Source organism: Streptomyces sp. NPDC042638 (assembly GCF_040647235.1).
In the GTDB taxonomy this organism is placed as follows: Bacteria; Actinomycetota; Actinomycetes; order Streptomycetales; family Streptomycetaceae; genus Streptomyces; species Streptomyces rameus.
Genome location: NZ_JBEZBT010000074.1, coordinates 14,094 through 29,122, shown reverse-complemented (window position 1 = coordinate 29,122; position 15,029 = coordinate 14,094). Strand labels below are relative to the sequence as shown.

Genomic DNA, 15,029 nt, shown 5'->3' with positions numbered 1-15,029 from the left:
GGGTCTCGGAGATGCCCGACGACCCGGTGGCCTGGCTGGCCGGGCACGGCTGGGATGCCGAAAGCCACACCCTGCACGAGCGCGCCGCCGCCTACGGCCGCCCGATCAGCACCCCGCCCCGGCACGAGGAACGGCCCGGCGGACTGATCTCGGCGGTCCGCCGGTAGAGCACCTCCAGGCGGTCAGACTTCAGTGGCAGTCGGTGAAGGTTCACTGTCACCTACACCTGACCGCCGACGAGTCGGCCGTCGTGTGCGGCGTCTGGCCCCCTTTCACCTCCGGTGGGCACCCCCGCCGCGCGGCTCGCGTGACGCCTCCCGCAGGGGGCAGCCGGTGCCGACGCGGGACGTGAGCTCCGCGCGGAGTGCCGCCAGCTCGGCCATGCGCGCGTCGACGATCTGGATCTTGTCCTCGAACAGGGCGGACAGAGCCTGCGCGCTGTCCGGCGCGTCCTTCAGTTCCGCACCGTGCCGGGCGATCTCGGCCAGGGTGAACCCGAGCGTCTGCGCCGTACGCACGTAGCGCAGCCAGGGCACCGTCTCCGGCGGGAAGTCGCGGTAGCCGTTGGGCAGCCGGTCGCCCTCGAGCAGGCCGATCCTCTCGTAGAAGCGCAGCGTGTCCTTGGACACCCCGGTACGCAGGGCCAGTTCTCCGATGCGCATGACTCCCCCGCCGCTCGGTCGACTTGACCTTGGAGCGTACTCCGCCGTTCAGCATGGGCGGTGCCCGAACAAGCCCTTCCGAGGAGTCCCCATGAGTCCCGCCGCCCCCGCCTACCTGCGCGTGGTCCGTACCAGCGGCTGGTACGACCTGATCGTCACGGCCGGCTTCGCCACACCCTGGTCGTACCGGCTGGTGCACGACCTGCTGTCCGCCGGCGGTGACGCGGCCGGCCTCGGCACGATGCCCGCACTCACCCCGATGCAGACCCTGTATGCCAACCTGATGGGCTCGGTCGTGGTGGTCTGGTCCCTCCTGCGGGTGATACGGCCGCTGCCGCTGCACGGTCTCCTCGACGGTGTCGCCCGCATGCTGTTCTCCCTGTGGCAGGCGTACGCGCTGGCGCACGGCGGCCCGGCGGTGCTGTGGCCGTTCCTCGTGGTGGAGGTGTCGTTCGGCATCGCCCAGCTCGCCCCATGGCTGCGCACGCGCGTGACGGCCGGACGGGAAACGGTCCGGCACTCGTGAATTGGCCTTGGTCCGGGGGCCGTCGGGGGCGCTAGCGTCGGCGCCATGCGCATGCGAATCGTGGACGCCTTCACCGACCGCCCCTTCGCCGGCAACCCGGCCGGAGTCCTGCTCCTGGAGGACGTCTTCCCGGACGACGACTGGCTGCAGAACGTCGCCATGGAGGTCAACCACGCCGAGACGGCGTTCGCGCACCGGCTGCCCGAGGGCGGTGGGGCGGACTGGGCACTGCGCTGGTTCACGCCCATCGTCGAGGTCGCCATGTGCGGGCACGCCACCCTTGCCACGGCCCATGTCCTGCACACCACCGGCGCCCACACGGGTCCGGTGCGGTTCGCCACCCGCAGCGGCGTGCTGACCGCCACGCCCGCCGCCGACGGCTCGGTCACGCTCGACTTCCCGACCGCCCCGCTCACCCCGGCCGAGATCCCGGCCGGGGCCGCCGAGGCACTCGGCGCGGAGCCGGTCGCCGCCTTCGACACCGGCCCGAACGTCGGTGACCTGCTGGTGGAGCTGGCCGACGAGAGGACCGTCCTCGGTCTCTCCCCCGACCACAAGGCTCTCGGCGGCTACTCCTCGCGAGGCATCATCGCCACCGCCCGCGCGGAGGACCCCGCCCGCGGTTACGACTACGTCTCCCGCTGCTTCTTCCCGAACGTCGGCATCGACGAGGACCCGGTGACCGGCAGCGCCCACACCGCGCTCGCCCCGCACTGGTCCGCGCGCCTCGGCCGCGACGACCTCACCGGCCTCCAGGCCTCCCGCCGCACCGGACTGGTCCGCACCGGTCTGCGCGGCGAGCGCACCCTGCTCACCGGCCGCGCGGTGACGGTCATCGAGGGCGAACTGCGCGCCTGAGCGTGCCTGAGCGCTGCGCCGGCGGCCTCAGGCGGTCGGCAGCCAGCCCACCTTGCCCGCGAGGAGCGCGTAGCCGACGAACGCGCCGATGTCGAGCAGGGAGTGCGCGACGACCAGCGGGCCGACCCGGTTCCAGCGGCGGTACAGCCAGACGAACACCACGCCCATGACCATGTTGCCGAGGAAGCCGCCGATGCCCTGGTAGAGGTGGTACGAGCCGCGCAGCACCGCGCTGGCCACCAGCGCGGTGCCCGGGGTCCAGCCCAACTGGCCCAGTCTGCGCAGCAGGTAGCCGACGACGATGACCTCCTCCAGGATCGCGTTCTGCATCGCGGAGAGGATCAGCACCGGGAACTTCCACCACACGTCCGGCAGCGCCTCGGGTACGACGGTGAGGTTGAAGCCGAGACCGCGTGCGGCGAGGTAGAAGGCGATACCGGTGCTGCCGATCACGGCCGCGATCCCGGCGCCCCGGGCCAGGTCGGGCCAGGGCCGGGTGCGGTCGAAGCCCAAGGTGCGCATGCTCCGGCCCTCGCGCAGCAGCAGGTGGGCGACGAGGGCCACGGGAACCAGCGCGGAGGCGATGCCGAAGAGCTGCCAGGCGAGGTCGAGCCACGGGCGGCCGGGCGCGGCCGAGGCGTTGAGGGTGGCCGCCTGGTCCTTCAGACCGCCCGGCTTGGTGACCGACCCGACGAAGCTGATCAGCGCGGACACTCCGCTCGCCCCGAGCGAGAGTCCGAGGACGAGCAGCGTCTCGTCCCGCAGGATCCGCCGCGGATCGCGCCCCAGGGCCACGGATTCGCCCACCGAGTCAGCCTCCACCTGCACCCCTGCCTCCAGCACCTCACGGGCCTCTGGCCCACCTTCGCCAGGCAAGGATCGCAGAAGCGGCCACGGCACGGGGGCTCCGCCGGTCTCGCGCTGTGCGGGCCGTGCGCCGCCGCCGCCGGTGGTGCGGCGGCAGCGGTGGGAGCGGTGGCTGCGGGGCGCCGCGCGCTGATACGGGTGCGGTCCGTGCGGTGGTGGCCCGGCATCCCCGGCACCCTCCCGCACCCGCACCGGTCGAGCCCCCGGCACCCAGCGCCCGCATCCGCCGCCGCACCCGCACCCGCACCCGGGCACGTGGCCCTCAGCCGAGCGGCACCGTCTCCGGCAGGCCCACCGGCCACGTGTGGACGGGCTCTCCCACGTGCATCAGCTCGGCATACCGGCGTGTCGTCGCGGCCAGGGCCGCCTCCCGGGAGAGCCCCTGTTCGAGTGCCCGGTGGAAGGTGGCGGCCTGCCAGGACGCCCCGTTGACCCGGCGTCGGCAGCGTTCCTCGATCACGCCCAGGTAGAGGTCCCGGTCGGCGGCCTCCACGCCCCAGGCGTCCAGCCCGGCGGAGGCGAGCGGCAGCAGTTCGTCGCGGATCAGCGTGACCGCGTCCACCTCGCCCGTGCCGCCGTACCGCCCGCGCCGGGGCCAGACGAAGCGCGCGTCGATGCCGTACCGGCACGCCGCGTCGAAGTTCGCCTCTGCCGCGGCGAACGGCAGCCGTGTCCACACCGGCCGGGAGTCCTCGGCGAGGGCCCGGACGAGGCCGTAGTAGAAGGCCGCGTTGGCGATCACGTCGGTGATGGTCGGCCCGGCCGGCAGTACCCGGTTCTCCACCCTGAGGTGCGGAACGCCGTCCGCGATGCCGTACACCGGCCGGTTCCAGCGGTAGATCGTGCCGTTGTGCAGCACGAGTTCGGCGAGCTTGGGCACCCCGCCGGCCTCGATGACCTCCAGCGGCTCCTCGTCGTCACAGATCGGCAGCAGCGCCGGGAAGTACCGCAGGTTCTCCTCGAACAGGTCGTACGCGGAGGAGATCCACCGCTCGCCGAACCAGGTGCGCGGCCGAACGCCCTGTGCCTGGAGCTCGGGCGGCCGGGTGTCGGTGGACTGCAGGAACAGCGGGGGCCGGGACTCGCGCCACAGCTCGTGCCCGAAGAGGAACGGCGAGTTGGCGCCGACGGCGATCTGCGGTGCGCAGGCCACCTGGGCCGCGTTCCACACGTCCGCGAACCGTGCCGGGGTCACCTGGAGGTGCAGCTGCACCGAGGTGCACGCGGCCTCGGGCACGATCGACTTGGACGTGCAGACCAGGTGCTCCACGCCCTCGATGTCGAGGCGGAAGTCCTCTCCGCGGGCGGCGACGATCTGGTCGTTGAGGAGGGTGTAGCGGTCGACCGCGGAGAGGTTGGAGGAGACCAGGTCGTCGCGGTCGAGGGTGGGCAGGATGCCCGTCATCACGATGCCCGCGTCCAGCTCGCCGGCCTTCCGGTCCGCGTAGGCGAGCGAGATCCGCAGCTCCTCGGCGAGCTGGTCGAATACCCGGCCGCCCAACCGGTGCGGGGCGATGTTCACTTCCAGGTTGAACATGGCGAGCTCGGTTTGGAAATCGCGACTCGCGATGCGCTCCAGTACCTGTCCGTTCAACATTTTCGGCATACCGTCGGACCCGGCGAGATTCAGTTCGATCTCGACTCCCATGAGGTTCTTGGGGCGGTCGAACCGCTTCTCACTCAAGAGCCGCTCCAGTCCCGTCAGGCACTGCTGGAGCTTTTCGCGGTAGCGCTGGCGATCGGACAGGTCGAACTGCCCCGCCACGACCTTCTCCCCCATCGAAGTGTCCCTCCTCGGATGGGCGGGCCGACGATCCGGCCGCCGGGCTGTCCCGGGTCAGGTGGGATGATGCCCAGCCGAAGCGATCGATAACGTCCCGCGCGGGGCCTCCGCCCGCTAGTCTGTCTGAATGTTCCCGGCGGCACATTCACGAGGCATGCCGCGGCTGCACCTTCGAGTGCCCCGAACGCCTCGTGAAAAACGCCGACGACATTCGGCCGACCGTTACCGGCGCGTAGGGCGAGGTCAGAGGCGGGGGCCGGGCCGGAAATCGGGATGAGTTCCGCAAATCGTCGGCCTAATTCAACCTTGCCCGGCGAAACGGAATCGGATAGCTGAAACATCTGCCGAACACGCGTCGTATAAACTTCGTCCACAAGGCAGAAGGTGGCACCCTCAGACCTGGTTTCCGCGGAGTTCCTGCCGCCCCGGTTGACGGGCGGCGGACCGAGCCGCACCCTCGTTCACAGCGACCCGGGCCCCCACCTCTCCGGCCTTCCGTGAGCAGACAGCGCCGTCCGCCCCACCCCTCCTCGCGCCGCCGCGCCTGTCGAATGAGAGGCGACCCACATGCCGCTGCACGTGCCCCCTGCCCCCGCGCCTGCCCTGCGCTCCGTCCTCACCGCCCTCGGCTCGCCCACCGCGGTCCGTGAGGCCCGCACCCCTTCCCTGCGCGCCGCGCAGGGGCCGACGACACCGGAACTCCCGCTCCCCGTCCATGTGCTGGACCGGATCACCGCGCAAGGCCTGTCCTCGACCCGGCTGGCCGGGTGGCGCTTCCTGATCCGGTGCGGCGATCGCGCGGTGGCCGCGGCGGAGACCATGCTCACCCCCGACGGCTGGGCCTTCTCGCACTTCTTCGAGGGCCCGTACGTCGCGTCCACCGAGCGCGCGCTGCAGCAGGCGGAGGCGCTGCAACAGCCGTACCAGGCAAGACTGCTGTCCGTGCCTGGCCTGTACATGCTCACCCTGTGGCTGCACGGGGACTGCTCCGGCGACGGCGCCGAGGGCCATCCGGCCGCTACCGACCTGCTCGTCCCGCTGGCGCCGGCCCCGCCCGGCATCTCGGCGCACCGGCCGTTCCGGGTCGCCGAGTTGCTTCCGGTACTGACCCATCGGGCGACTCCTCTTCCCTTGCTCGGCTCGCCTGTGCTCGGCTCGCCGGCCTGATCGACGCCCGCGTACCCCGCTGCCCGGGAGGGAAGCGGGGTACGACTGTTTTTTCGTCGGTCCGCCGTCACCCCGCCATCCGGACTAGTCCCATCCGACCACGACGAACCATCCGAAGTGACAGTGCAGTTGGACTGAACCGTCCGGGCGGGTGACGCGTCATGAACCTGTGAGAAGCGGTGCTGTGAAATCCCTGCGGAATGCCTCCCGAAGGACAACACTGGCTGCGAACCGACTCTTCATCACGGGGGACGGACATGATCACAACAGACCGAGAGATTCCGCCCATGTGCCAGCACCAGCCGCCGTGCCCGCCAGCAGAATCCGCCGACCGGGAGTCCGCCCGCCTCGTGGCGCACCACCCGGAACAGGGCTGGAGCCTGCTGTGCAACGGCGTCCTGCTCTTCGAGGACACCGGTGAGCTGCTGCCGGACGGCCGCATCATCGCCCCGCACCGGCCCCTCGGCGCGGTTGAGGTGATGACCGCCGCCTGAGCACGGCACGGTGACCCGAGGGGCCGGCCGCACGCACCCGGTGCGCACCGGCCCCGACCCGTGCCCGAGGGTGGACGCCGACGGAAGCCGGACGCCGCACGTGGGCGCTGCCCACGGGCGGCCCCTGGTGAGACCGGTCCAGGTCGGACAGCTGGGCCCGGCCTGGACCGACCCGGTCACGGAAAGCAGGACGCTGATGCGCAGGGTGGCGCGAGCAGCGGCAGCGTGACGTGCCGCAACCGCTGCCGGGCACTGGCGCCGTCGATCAGCGCCGCCGCCGTCAACTCGGCCGGTGCGGAACGGAGTCCGGTCAGGTGGACCGCCGCCGGAGCCTCCCGCGGTCTCGCGCGTACCGTCGCGCACGGCGTGTGCGTAGGTCGTCCGGCTGGTCGAATCGCCGGTACGGGAGTGGGATGGAGAAAGGGAGGCGGAGGTCCTCGCCCAGGGGCGCGCCGCGGCCGCATCCCGTCGGCGCCCGCGCGGAACGGTGAAGTCATGTCCGGTTACGAAGCCTCGGCGGTCGCGCGAGTGGTGGTCGGTGTGAGCGGCTCGCTGGGCAGCGTCATGGCCCTGCGGCGGGCCACCGCGCTCGCCCGCCGGCTGGGCGCGCAGCTGTGGCCGGTGCTGGCCTGGGAACCACCGGGCGGCGACTGCGCCGCACGGCGCTCCCCCGCCGCCGGGCTGCCGGTCGAGGACTGGCAGCGACTGGCCGGGCAACGGCTGGCCTCGGTGCTCGAGGAGATCTTCGGCGCGGACGGGCCCGGGGTGCCGATGCGCCCCGTCGTCGTCCGAGGTGCCCCGGGCCCGGCGCTGGTGGCGACCGCGGACCGGGAGGACGACGTGCTGGTGGTGGGCGCGGGGCGGCGCGGGCTGCGGCGGGCCTTCGCGGGCCGGGTCTCGCGGCACTGCCTGGCCCACGCGGTGTGCCCGGTCCTGGCGGTGCCTCCGTCCCCGCTGCAGTCCGAACTGCTGTCCGTCCACCGGCGCTGCACCTGGCATCTGCGCGTCGACACCCGGGGCCTGTGAGGGCCGGCGGTCACGCCTGGGCGCTGCGGTCGCGTCAAGAACGGGCCCCCGGCCGTCAGGGCGCCGTCAAGCGCGGAGGCGCCGGGCCGTCGGCGGTCTACCGTTTCTGTCATGGAGCATCTCGACGACACCCGCCCCCGGCTGACCGGCTCCTGGCCGGCCGGCGCCGGGACCGTGGTCCACGACCGCGGCTGGCTGCCGGGCGTGCACAGCGCCGTGCGCTGCGCCGGTGCGCTGTTCGGGCTGCTGCTGGGCATCGACTGGGCGGCCGGCACGCTGACCTGGTGGCGCGGTGTCCTGTGGGTGCTGCTCGCTCTGCTGCTGCTCATCGTCCTGTTCCCGGTGCGTGTGTCCGCGGGCCCCGGCTGGCTGGCCACCCGCCGCCTGCTGCGCACCCGCCGGATTCGCACCGATCTGCTGACCGCGGTGCGTCCGGTGGACGGCGTCAACCGGCGTCTGGTGCTGCGCGACGCCCTCGGCGGCCGGGTCGAGATCGACCCCGAGGTACTGATCGGCAACCCGGACCTGTGGTACCGGCTCGACGAGGGCGCCCGCCGCTCCGAGGCGGCCGGCACCCTGCTGTGCGGCAGGGACGCCCTGCACCGTCTGGCCCGCCGGCTGGACCGCGAGTCGGCGATGGGCGTGTTCCGCGCGTCGGGCATGGAGTAGTCGGGCACGGCGTAGCGGCCACCGCCCGGGGGCGGGCCGCCCCGGCCGTCCTGCGGCATGACGCTCAGTGGCCGTCACCGCCGCGCCGCCCGGCGAGCCCTCGCCAGGCCACCCCTTCGGTCCCGTGCCCCTGCCAGGTCACCCCACTCGGTCCCGCTCCGGGGCAATGCCCCCTGGCCTCGGCTTCCTCGTGCGCTCTCCCCGTGGCCAGGCGATTCTTAACGCAAGCTTGACGCCTGCGGCCCGATGATCCGTGGGCCCGAACGTCACGCTCTGCTTACGCTGGTGCCGCCGTCCGCGTGATGGCCGGAAAGAGCTGAGCCGCACGTCAGGAGCACCCGATGGCCACGACCGAGCGCCCTCCCAGTACCAGCCGCCTGCGCGCCTGGATGCTGGAAGGCCTGTCCGACATGGGCAAGGGCAACGGGCACACGGGTCCGCACGCCGCGCCGGAGCCCCCGCACAAGGGGCAGCGCTGGTGGCGGGTGATGTGCCTGACCGGTGTCGACTACTTCTCCACCCTCGGCTACCAGCCCGGCATCGCGGCCCTGGCGGCCGGTCTGCTGTCACCGATCGCGACGATCGTGCTCGTCATCGTGACGCTGGCGGGAGCCCTGCCGGTCTACCGCCGGGTGTCCGAGGAGAGCCCGCGCGGTGAGGGTTCCATCGCCATGCTGGAGCGGTTGCTGTCGTTCTGGCAGGGCAAGCTCTTCGTGCTCACCCTGTTGGGCTTCGCGGCCACCGACTTCCTGATCACCATCACCCTCTCGGCGGCCGACGCCTCCACCCACCTGGTGGAGAACCCGCATCTCACGGGCGCCCTGCACGGCCATCAGATGGTGATCACCCTGTTCCTGGTGGCGCTGCTGGGTGCGGTGTTCCTCAAGGGTTTCCTGGAGGCGATCGGCGTCGCGGTCGCCCTGGTCGGCTTCTACCTCGCGCTCAACGTCGTCGTCGTGATCGTCGGCTTCTACCACGTCATCACGGCCGGCCATGTGATCACCGACTGGTCCGGCGCTCTGACCGCCGAGCACGGGAACGTCTTCGTGATGATCGGCGTCGCCCTGATCGTCTTCCCGAAACTCGCCCTCGGCCTGTCCGGCTTCGAGACCGGTGTGGCCGTCATGCCCCACGTCCAGGGCGACCCGGGCGACACCGAGGAACGGCCCGCCGGCCGGATCAGGGACACCAAGAAGCTGCTGACCACCGCCGCGCTGATCATGAGCTGCTTCCTGATCTCCACGAGCTTCATCACCACGCTGCTGATTCCCGCGAAGGAGTTCAGGACGGGCGGCGGGGCCAACGGCCGCGCACTGGCCTACCTCTCGCACGAGTACCTCGGAAGCGCCTTCGGCACGGTGTACGACGTCGCGACCATCGCCATCCTGTGGTTCGCGGGCGCCTCCGCCATGGCCGGCCTGCTCAACCTGATGCCCCGCTATCTGCCCCGCTACGGCATGGCTCCGCACTGGGCGCGGGCGGTGCGCCCGATGGTCATCGTCTTCACCCTCGTCGCCTTCCTGGTGACCTGGATCTTCGACGCCAACGTCGACAAGCAGGGCGGTGCCTACGCCACCGGTGTGCTGGTGCTGATCAGCTCGGCCGCGATCGCGGTGACCATCGCCGCCCGCAAGGCCGGCCAGCGCGGCTGGACCATCGCCTTCGGGGTGATCGCGGCGGTGTTCCTGTACACGACCGTGGTGAACGTCATCGAGCGCCCGGACGGTGTGAAGATCGGTGCCTGCTTCATCGCCGGCATCATACTGCTCTCGCTGCTGTCCCGGCTGGCCCGTGCCTTCGAGCTGCGCGTGACGAGCGTGACGCTCGATCCGATGGCGGAACGTTTCATCCGGGACATGGCCAGCCGGAAGATCCGGTTCATCGCCAATGAGCCGGGCCACCGGGACAAGGCGGAGTACCGCGACAAGGTCGAGCAGATCCGCGCCGACAACGACCTGGCCGAGCAGGAGGACTTCGTCTTCGCCGAAGTCACCGTCACCGACCCGTCCGAGTTCGAGGCGGAGCTGACCGTGCGCGGCGAGGTGCTGCACGGCCGCTACCGGGTGCTGACGCTGGAATCCGCGTCCATCCCGAACGCCCTCGCCGCGCTGCTGCTGCACGTCCGTGACATCACGAGCTGCACCCCGCACATCTACTTCGAATGGACCGAGGGCAACCCGTTCGCCAACTTCCTGCGTTTCTTCCTCTTCGGCCAGGGCGAGGTCGCGCCGGTCACCCGCGAGGTACTGCGCGAGGCGGAGCCTAAACGGGGGCGCAGGCCGCGGGTGCACGTCGGCTGATCGGGGGACGTCCACCGGACCGCCCGCCACGGCAGAGGGGGCACGGCCGCCGCGCCGGGCGGAGCGGCCGTGCCCCCTGTGCCGGACCACCCGCCTCCGGCGCCGAGGCATGTCGCGTTATACCCAACGGCCGCCCCCATGTCCGCGGGTCCGGGCGCCTGGCCCTATCGTGACCGGCATGCAGTCCTACACGATCGGCCAGGCCGCGCGGCTGCTCGGCGTCAGCCCGGACACCGCCCGCCGCTGGGCCGACGCCGGCCGTGTGGCCACCCACCGCGACGAGTCCGGACGACGGCTCATCGACGGCCGGGCCCTCGCCGCGTTCTCCGTCGAACTGGCCAAGGCGGGCGGCGTCGAGGAAGACGCCTCGCACACCTCCGTCCGCAACGCCTTCCCCGGCATCGTCACCGAGATCAAGCTCGGCGATGTCGCCGCTCAGGTGGAGATCCAGGCCGGCCCGCACCGGCTCGTCTCCCTGCTGACCCGGGAAGCCGTCGAGGAGCTGGGCCTGGAGGTCGGCATGGAGGCGACCGCGCGCGTGAAGTCCACGAACGTCCATATCGACCGCGTCTGACGCGGCGCACTCACCGCACAGGGCGAGCCAAGGGGCCGGTCACCGCACAGGGCGCGCCAGGGGGCCGGTCACGCGGCCGGGACCTGCCGTGCCCCGAGCGGGCCGGCCGGCCGGAAGCGGTAACCGCCGTCCACCCGGATCGCCGTGATGCCACTGATGTGCCGGGCCCCGCACCGGTCCTGCGGAAGCACCAGCTGCGGTCCGGTCTCGTCCAGCGGGGTGCCGTCGATGGCGACCGCCAGCAGGACCGGCGCATCGGCGAAGTCCGGGTCGATCTCGGCCCAGGACAGCAGCGCGTGATGCCCGTCGGTGCCGTTGACCGCGATGAGGAAGCGCAGCCGGTCCTTGCGCCGGGCCGGGTCGAAGCCGGGGCCCGCGTCGGCGAGCACGTCGTACAGGCGCGGGCCGGCGAACCGGTGGTGCTGGACACCGCTGGTCGCGCACTCGAAGCTGACGTCCGCCCGGTGCTGTGGCCAGCGCAGCAGATCCGGCACGGTCAGCCGGGCGGGTCGTACCAGATCGCCGGTCAGGGCGAGTTCCGCGAGCGTCACCGTCGACCACCTCCCGCAGCACCGTACCCGCCCGGAAGGGCCGTACAAACGCACATGCAAGCTACAACTCACGAGAGCGCAGCTCATGCGATGTGACAGGAGACTTACAGCTGGCAGATGCGGCAGTATCATCGCCGCACGGTCGATATCCGGCCGTGTCAGGGGCGCGACCGTTGTTCCACAGAACCCGAGGAGTAGATCAGTGATGACCCGTTCCGTGCGCCGGACCCGGATGCTGCAGCTGGCCGGTGCGGGAGCCGCAGCCCTGATGGCACTCAGCGCCTGCTCCTCATCGTCGGACTCCAAGGACGCGTCCGCCTCTCCGCCCGCGTCGGCCTCCCGGAAGCTGTCCGGCAACATCACCGTGTTCGCCGCCGCCTCCCTCAAGGAGAGCTTCTCGGCCCTGGCCAAGGAGTTCGAGAGCCGGCACCCCGGCACCAAGGTCGACTTCAACTTCGGCGGCAGTGACACCCTCGCCGCGAGCATCACCGGCGGTGCCCCGGCGGACGTCTTCGCCGCCGCCAGCCCCAAGACGATGAAGATCGTGACGGACAAGGGCGACGCGGCCGGTACCCCGGCCACCTTCGTCCGCAACCAGCTGGAGATCGCCACCCTGCCGGGCAACCCCGACAAGGTGTCCTCGCTGAAGGACCTGACCAAGTCCGGCCTGAAGGTCGTCCTGTGCGACAAGACCGTGCCGTGCGGCTCCGCCGCCCAGAAGGCCCTGGACGCCGGCGGGGTCAAGATCACCCCGGCCTCCTACGAACAGGACGTCAAGAGCGCCCTGACCAAGGTGGAGCTGAAGGAGGCCGACGCGGCGGTCGTCTACAAGACCGATGTGAAGGCCGCGGGTGGCAAGGTGGAGGGCGTGGAGTTCCCCGAGTCCGCCAACGCGGTCAACGACTACCCGATCGTCCTGCTGAAGAAGGCGCCGAACGCCGAGACCGCCAAGGCGTTCATCGCCCTCGTGCGGTCCGCCGAGGGCCAGAAGGTGCTGAGCGGGGCCGGGTTCCTCAAGCCGTGACCCCGCTCGACAAGCCCGGCGTCGCGACCGGCCCCCGCACGGGCCGGCCGCGGCGCCGCCGCGTCGGCGCGGGGAGCCGACGCCGGGTGCCGCTGCCGCTGCTGCTGCCCGGCCTGCTGGCGCTGGCGTTCCTGCTGCTGCCACTGCTCGCGCTGCTCGTCCGCGCGCCCTGGCGCAGCCTGCCGGACCAGCTGACCAGCGCCGAGGTGTGGCAGGCACTCCAGCTGTCCCTGATCAGCGCCACCGCGGCGACCGCCGTCAGCCTCGTCCTCGGCGTGCCACTGGCATGGCTGCTGGCCCGCACGGAGTTCCCCGGCCGCGGCATGGTGCGGGCCCTGGTGACCCTCCCGCTCGTGCTGCCGCCGGTGGTCGGCGGTGTGGCACTGCTGCTCGCCCTGGGCCGCAACGGCGTCATCGGCACGTGGCTCGACGCCTGGTTCGGGATCACCCTGCCCTTCACCACCACCGGAGTCGTGATCGCGGAGGCGTTCGTGGCGATGCCGTTCCTGGTGATCAGCGTCGAGGGCACCCTGCGCGCCGCCGACCCGCGCTACGAGGAGGCGGCCACCACACTGGGCGCGTCCCGCTTCACCGCCTTCCGGCGGGTCACGCTGCCGCTGATCGCGCCGGGCATCGCGGCCGGCGCGGTGCTGGCCTGGGCCAGGGCGCTCGGCGAGTTCGGCGCGACGATCACCTTCGCGGGCAACTTCCCCGGCCGCACCCAGACCATGCCCCTCGCGGTGTACCTCGCGCTGCAGAACGACCCGGAGGCCGCCATCGCCCTCAGCCTGGTACTGCTCGCCGTGTCGATCGCGGTACTGGCGGGACTCCGGGACCGCTGGATGACGACCTCATGACGAACATTCGGCCCACGGCACCCGACGGCGGCGGGCCCGCACGCGAGCCGGCGGACAGCAGACCGCTCCGGCCCGCGGCCGATGACGGCGCTCGCACCCCGTCCGGGGCCGACGGTGAGGCCCGCACGGGCGGGAACCTCGGTCCCGCCGGTGGCCACGCGCGGCCGGCCGCCGGTCTCGACGCCCGTCTCGTCGTCGACCGCCCCGCCTTCCGCCTGGACATCACGCTGACCGCCGCCCCGGGGGACGTCGTCGCCCTCCTCGGCCCCAACGGCGCCGGGAAGACCACCGCCCTGCGCGCCCTCGCCGGTCTCACCCCCCTCACCGACGGCCATCTGCGCCTCGACGGCACCTCGCTGGAGGACACTCCCACGGAGTCCCGCCCGGTCGGCGTGGTCTTCCAGGACTATCTGCTCTTCCCGCACCTGTCCGCCCTGGACAACGTCGCCTTCGGCCCCCGCTGCCGGGGCGCGGGCAAGGCGGAGGCCCGCGCCCAGGCCGCGGCCTGGCTGGAGCGGATGGGCCTGGCCGGCCACGCGGGCGCCAAGCCGCGCCGGCTCTCCGGCGGCCAGGCCCAGCGCGTGGCGCTCGCTCGCGCCCTGGCCACCCGGCCCCGGCTGCTGCTCCTGGACGAGCCGCTGGCGGCCCTGGACGCCCGTACCCGGCTGGAGGTACGCGCCCAGCTCCGCCGCCATCTGGCCGAGTTCGAGGCGGTTTCGGTGCTGGTCACCCACGATCCGCTGGACGCCATGGTGCTCGCCGACCGGCTGGTGGTCGTGGAGCACGGCCGGGTCGTGCAGGAGGGCACCCCGACCGACATCGCCCGGCGTCCGCGCACGGACTACATCGCCCAGCTCGTCGGCCTCAACCTCTACCGGGGCCAGGCCGCCGGGCACACGGTGCGGCTCCACGCGGGACCCGCGATCACGACCACCGAGGAACTGTCCGGGCCGGTCTTCGTGGCGTTCCCGCCGTCCGCGGTGACCCTGTTCCGCTACCGGCCCTCCGGCGCCAGCGCCCGCAACCTGTGGCACTGCGAGGTCGCCGGGCTGGAGACGCAGGGCGACCAGATCCGGGCCGCCCTCACCGGTGAACTGCCGCTCGCGGCGGACCTGACGACGGTCGCCGCCGCCGAGCTGGACCTGCATCCGGGTGCGTCGGTCTGGGCGACGGTCAAAGCGACGCAAACACACGCATACCCGGCCTGACCGGACCGGCGCTCTACGGTGGGTGCCCATGACCCTGAGCATCCGTAACCAGCTGCCCGGCACCGTCACTGAGGTGCACCCGGGCGACGTCATGGCGACCGTCAAGGTCCGGCTCACCGGTGGCCAGGTGCTGACCGCGGCCATCACGCTCGAGGCCGTGGAACACCTCGGCCTGGCCCCGGGCTCCGCGGTGAGCGCCCTGGTGAAGTCGACGGAGGTCTCCCTCTCCACCAGCCGGATCGAGGGACTGTCGATCCGCAACCAGCTGCCCGGCACGGTCATCCGTCTCACCCTCGGCGAGGCCATGGCCACGGTGAAGGTCTCCGTGGACGGGGGCGAGCTGACCGCCGCGATCACCAAGGACGCGGCCGGGGACCTCGGCCTCTTCGTCGGCTCGGACGTCGTCGCCCTGATCAAGTCGACGGAGGTCTCGCTGGCGACGGGCTAGGCACGGGCCCCGCAC

At 72.1% G+C, this 15,029-nt stretch carries 16 protein-coding genes and 2 pseudogenes; 13 read left to right on the top strand and 5 right to left on the bottom strand.

Annotation, left to right across the window (positions count from 1 at the left end):
* Positions 1–167: pseudogene (locus tag AB0B40_RS34840) on the top strand (SAM-dependent methyltransferase); the annotation flags it as partial.
* A 105-nt stretch (positions 168–272) separates the two neighbouring features.
* Here the strand turns inward: AB0B40_RS34840 and AB0B40_RS34835 are convergent.
* Positions 273–662: a MerR family transcriptional regulator gene (locus AB0B40_RS34835; protein ID WP_345050004.1), complete on the bottom strand. Its 390-nt coding sequence runs from the start codon at positions 660–662 to the stop codon at positions 273–275.
* Between the two features lie 91 nt (positions 663–753).
* On the opposite strand from AB0B40_RS34835, the gene AB0B40_RS34830 reads away from it, so the two are divergent.
* Together AB0B40_RS34830 and AB0B40_RS34825 are read left to right on the top strand one after the other, a co-directional pair.
* On the top strand, positions 754–1,188 hold the full coding sequence (locus AB0B40_RS34830) for a hypothetical protein (RefSeq protein WP_345050001.1): 435 nt from the start codon (positions 754–756) through the stop codon (positions 1,186–1,188).
* Positions 1,189–1,233: 45 nt separating this feature from the next.
* The gene (locus AB0B40_RS34825) at positions 1,234–2,046 is read left to right on the top strand and encodes a PhzF family phenazine biosynthesis protein (protein WP_362267513.1); all 813 of its coding nucleotides are present in this window, start codon (positions 1,234–1,236) and stop codon (positions 2,044–2,046) included.
* 27 nt (positions 2,047–2,073) lie between these two features.
* Here the strand turns inward: AB0B40_RS34825 and AB0B40_RS34820 are convergent, their stop codons facing one another.
* Positions 2,074–2,874, bottom strand: coding sequence for a type II CAAX endopeptidase family protein (locus AB0B40_RS34820; RefSeq protein ID WP_362267511.1), 801 nt, complete (start codon positions 2,872–2,874; stop codon positions 2,074–2,076).
* Between the two features lie 301 nt (positions 2,875–3,175).
* Complete coding sequence (locus AB0B40_RS34815) at positions 3,176–4,693, bottom strand: glutamate--cysteine ligase (protein WP_345049994.1); 1,518 nt, start codon at positions 4,691–4,693, stop codon at positions 3,176–3,178.
* A 570-nt stretch (positions 4,694–5,263) separates the two neighbouring features.
* On the opposite strand from AB0B40_RS34815, the gene AB0B40_RS34810 reads away from it, so the two are divergent.
* Together AB0B40_RS34810 and AB0B40_RS34805 are read left to right on the top strand one after the other, a co-directional pair.
* Positions 5,264–5,863 carry a hypothetical protein gene (locus AB0B40_RS34810; protein WP_345049991.1) on the top strand — a complete coding sequence of 200 codons (600 nt, stop codon included), beginning with the start codon at positions 5,264–5,266 and terminating at the stop codon, positions 5,861–5,863.
* Between the two features lie 287 nt (positions 5,864–6,150).
* Positions 6,151–6,357 carry a DUF5999 family protein gene (locus AB0B40_RS34805; RefSeq protein ID WP_345049989.1) on the top strand — a complete coding sequence of 69 codons (207 nt, stop codon included), beginning with the start codon at positions 6,151–6,153 and terminating at the stop codon, positions 6,355–6,357.
* 162 nt (positions 6,358–6,519) lie between these two features.
* Here AB0B40_RS34805 and AB0B40_RS34800 read toward each other — a convergent pair.
* A pseudogene (locus AB0B40_RS34800) lies at positions 6,520–6,677 on the bottom strand (ABC transporter permease subunit); the annotation flags it as partial.
* 175 nt (positions 6,678–6,852) lie between these two features.
* Here AB0B40_RS34800 and AB0B40_RS34795 point away from each other — a divergent pair.
* The 4 genes from AB0B40_RS34795 (at position 6,853) to AB0B40_RS34780 (ending at position 10,926) form a co-directional block, all read left to right on the top strand.
* Complete coding sequence (locus AB0B40_RS34795; protein ID WP_362267509.1) at positions 6,853–7,383, top strand: universal stress protein; 531 nt, start codon at positions 6,853–6,855, stop codon at positions 7,381–7,383.
* A gap of 111 nt (positions 7,384–7,494) precedes the next feature.
* Positions 7,495–8,052, top strand: a complete 558-nt coding sequence (locus AB0B40_RS34790) for a hypothetical protein (RefSeq protein WP_345049984.1) — start codon at positions 7,495–7,497, stop codon at positions 8,050–8,052.
* 341 nt (positions 8,053–8,393) lie between these two features.
* Complete coding sequence (locus AB0B40_RS34785; protein ID WP_345049982.1) at positions 8,394–10,352, top strand: amino acid transporter; 1,959 nt, start codon at positions 8,394–8,396, stop codon at positions 10,350–10,352.
* Positions 10,353–10,530: 178 nt separating this feature from the next.
* Positions 10,531–10,926, top strand: a complete 396-nt coding sequence (locus tag AB0B40_RS34780; RefSeq protein WP_345049979.1) for a helix-turn-helix transcriptional regulator — start codon at positions 10,531–10,533, stop codon at positions 10,924–10,926.
* Positions 10,927–10,994: 68 nt separating this feature from the next.
* On the opposite strand, the gene AB0B40_RS34775 is transcribed toward AB0B40_RS34780, so the two are convergent.
* A complete protein-coding gene (locus AB0B40_RS34775) occupies positions 10,995–11,477 on the bottom strand; it encodes a molybdopterin-dependent oxidoreductase (RefSeq protein WP_345049977.1) in 483 nt (160 codons plus the stop codon).
* A 205-nt stretch (positions 11,478–11,682) separates the two neighbouring features.
* Here AB0B40_RS34775 and modA point away from each other — a divergent pair, with 205 nt between their 5' ends.
* From modA to AB0B40_RS34755, 4 genes are read left to right on the top strand one after another with little or no spacing between them, the layout of a single operon-like run.
* Positions 11,683–12,501 (top strand): molybdate ABC transporter substrate-binding protein, encoded by an 819-nt coding sequence (gene modA / locus AB0B40_RS34770; protein WP_345049974.1) that lies wholly within the window; start codon positions 11,683–11,685, stop codon positions 12,499–12,501.
* Entirely contained in the window at positions 12,498–13,358 is an 861-nt protein-coding gene (modB, locus tag AB0B40_RS34765) for a molybdate ABC transporter permease subunit (RefSeq protein ID WP_362267507.1), read from the top strand. The genes modA and modB overlap by 4 nt, the downstream gene beginning before the upstream one ends.
* Positions 13,355–14,566: an ABC transporter ATP-binding protein gene (locus tag AB0B40_RS34760; RefSeq protein ID WP_362267505.1), complete on the top strand. Its 1,212-nt coding sequence runs from the start codon at positions 13,355–13,357 to the stop codon at positions 14,564–14,566. The genes modB and AB0B40_RS34760 overlap by 4 nt, the downstream gene beginning before the upstream one ends.
* A gap of 28 nt (positions 14,567–14,594) precedes the next feature.
* Positions 14,595–15,014, top strand: a complete 420-nt coding sequence (locus AB0B40_RS34755; RefSeq protein WP_362267501.1) for a TOBE domain-containing protein — start codon at positions 14,595–14,597, stop codon at positions 15,012–15,014.
* Positions 15,015–15,029: the final 15 nt, after the last annotated feature.

What these genes read in the sequence shown, in the direction of transcription:
- AB0B40_RS34835 (WP_345050004.1), bottom strand. Translation starts at nt 662, where the DNA reads ATGCGCATCGGAGAACTGGCCCTGCGTACCGGGGTGTCCAAGGACACG.
- AB0B40_RS34830 (WP_345050001.1), top strand. Translation starts at nt 754, where the DNA reads ATGAGTCCCGCCGCCCCCGCCTACCTGCGCGTGGTCCGTACCAGCGGC.
- AB0B40_RS34825 (WP_362267513.1), top strand. Translation starts at nt 1,234, where the DNA reads ATGCGCATGCGAATCGTGGACGCCTTCACCGACCGCCCCTTCGCCGGC.
- AB0B40_RS34815 (WP_345049994.1), bottom strand. Translation starts at nt 4,693, where the DNA reads ATGGGGGAGAAGGTCGTGGCGGGGCAGTTCGACCTGTCCGATCGCCAG.
- AB0B40_RS34810 (WP_345049991.1), top strand. Translation starts at nt 5,264, where the DNA reads ATGCCGCTGCACGTGCCCCCTGCCCCCGCGCCTGCCCTGCGCTCCGTC.
- AB0B40_RS34805 (WP_345049989.1), top strand. Translation starts at nt 6,151, where the DNA reads ATGTGCCAGCACCAGCCGCCGTGCCCGCCAGCAGAATCCGCCGACCGG.
- AB0B40_RS34795 (WP_362267509.1), top strand. Translation starts at nt 6,853, where the DNA reads ATGTCCGGTTACGAAGCCTCGGCGGTCGCGCGAGTGGTGGTCGGTGTG.
- AB0B40_RS34790 (WP_345049984.1), top strand. Translation starts at nt 7,495, where the DNA reads ATGGAGCATCTCGACGACACCCGCCCCCGGCTGACCGGCTCCTGGCCG.
- AB0B40_RS34785 (WP_345049982.1), top strand. Translation starts at nt 8,394, where the DNA reads ATGGCCACGACCGAGCGCCCTCCCAGTACCAGCCGCCTGCGCGCCTGG.
- AB0B40_RS34780 (WP_345049979.1), top strand. Translation starts at nt 10,531, where the DNA reads ATGCAGTCCTACACGATCGGCCAGGCCGCGCGGCTGCTCGGCGTCAGC.
- modA (WP_345049974.1), top strand. Translation starts at nt 11,683, where the DNA reads ATGACCCGTTCCGTGCGCCGGACCCGGATGCTGCAGCTGGCCGGTGCG.
- AB0B40_RS34760 (WP_362267505.1), top strand. Translation starts at nt 13,355, where the DNA reads ATGACGAACATTCGGCCCACGGCACCCGACGGCGGCGGGCCCGCACGC.
- AB0B40_RS34755 (WP_362267501.1), top strand. Translation starts at nt 14,595, where the DNA reads ATGACCCTGAGCATCCGTAACCAGCTGCCCGGCACCGTCACTGAGGTG.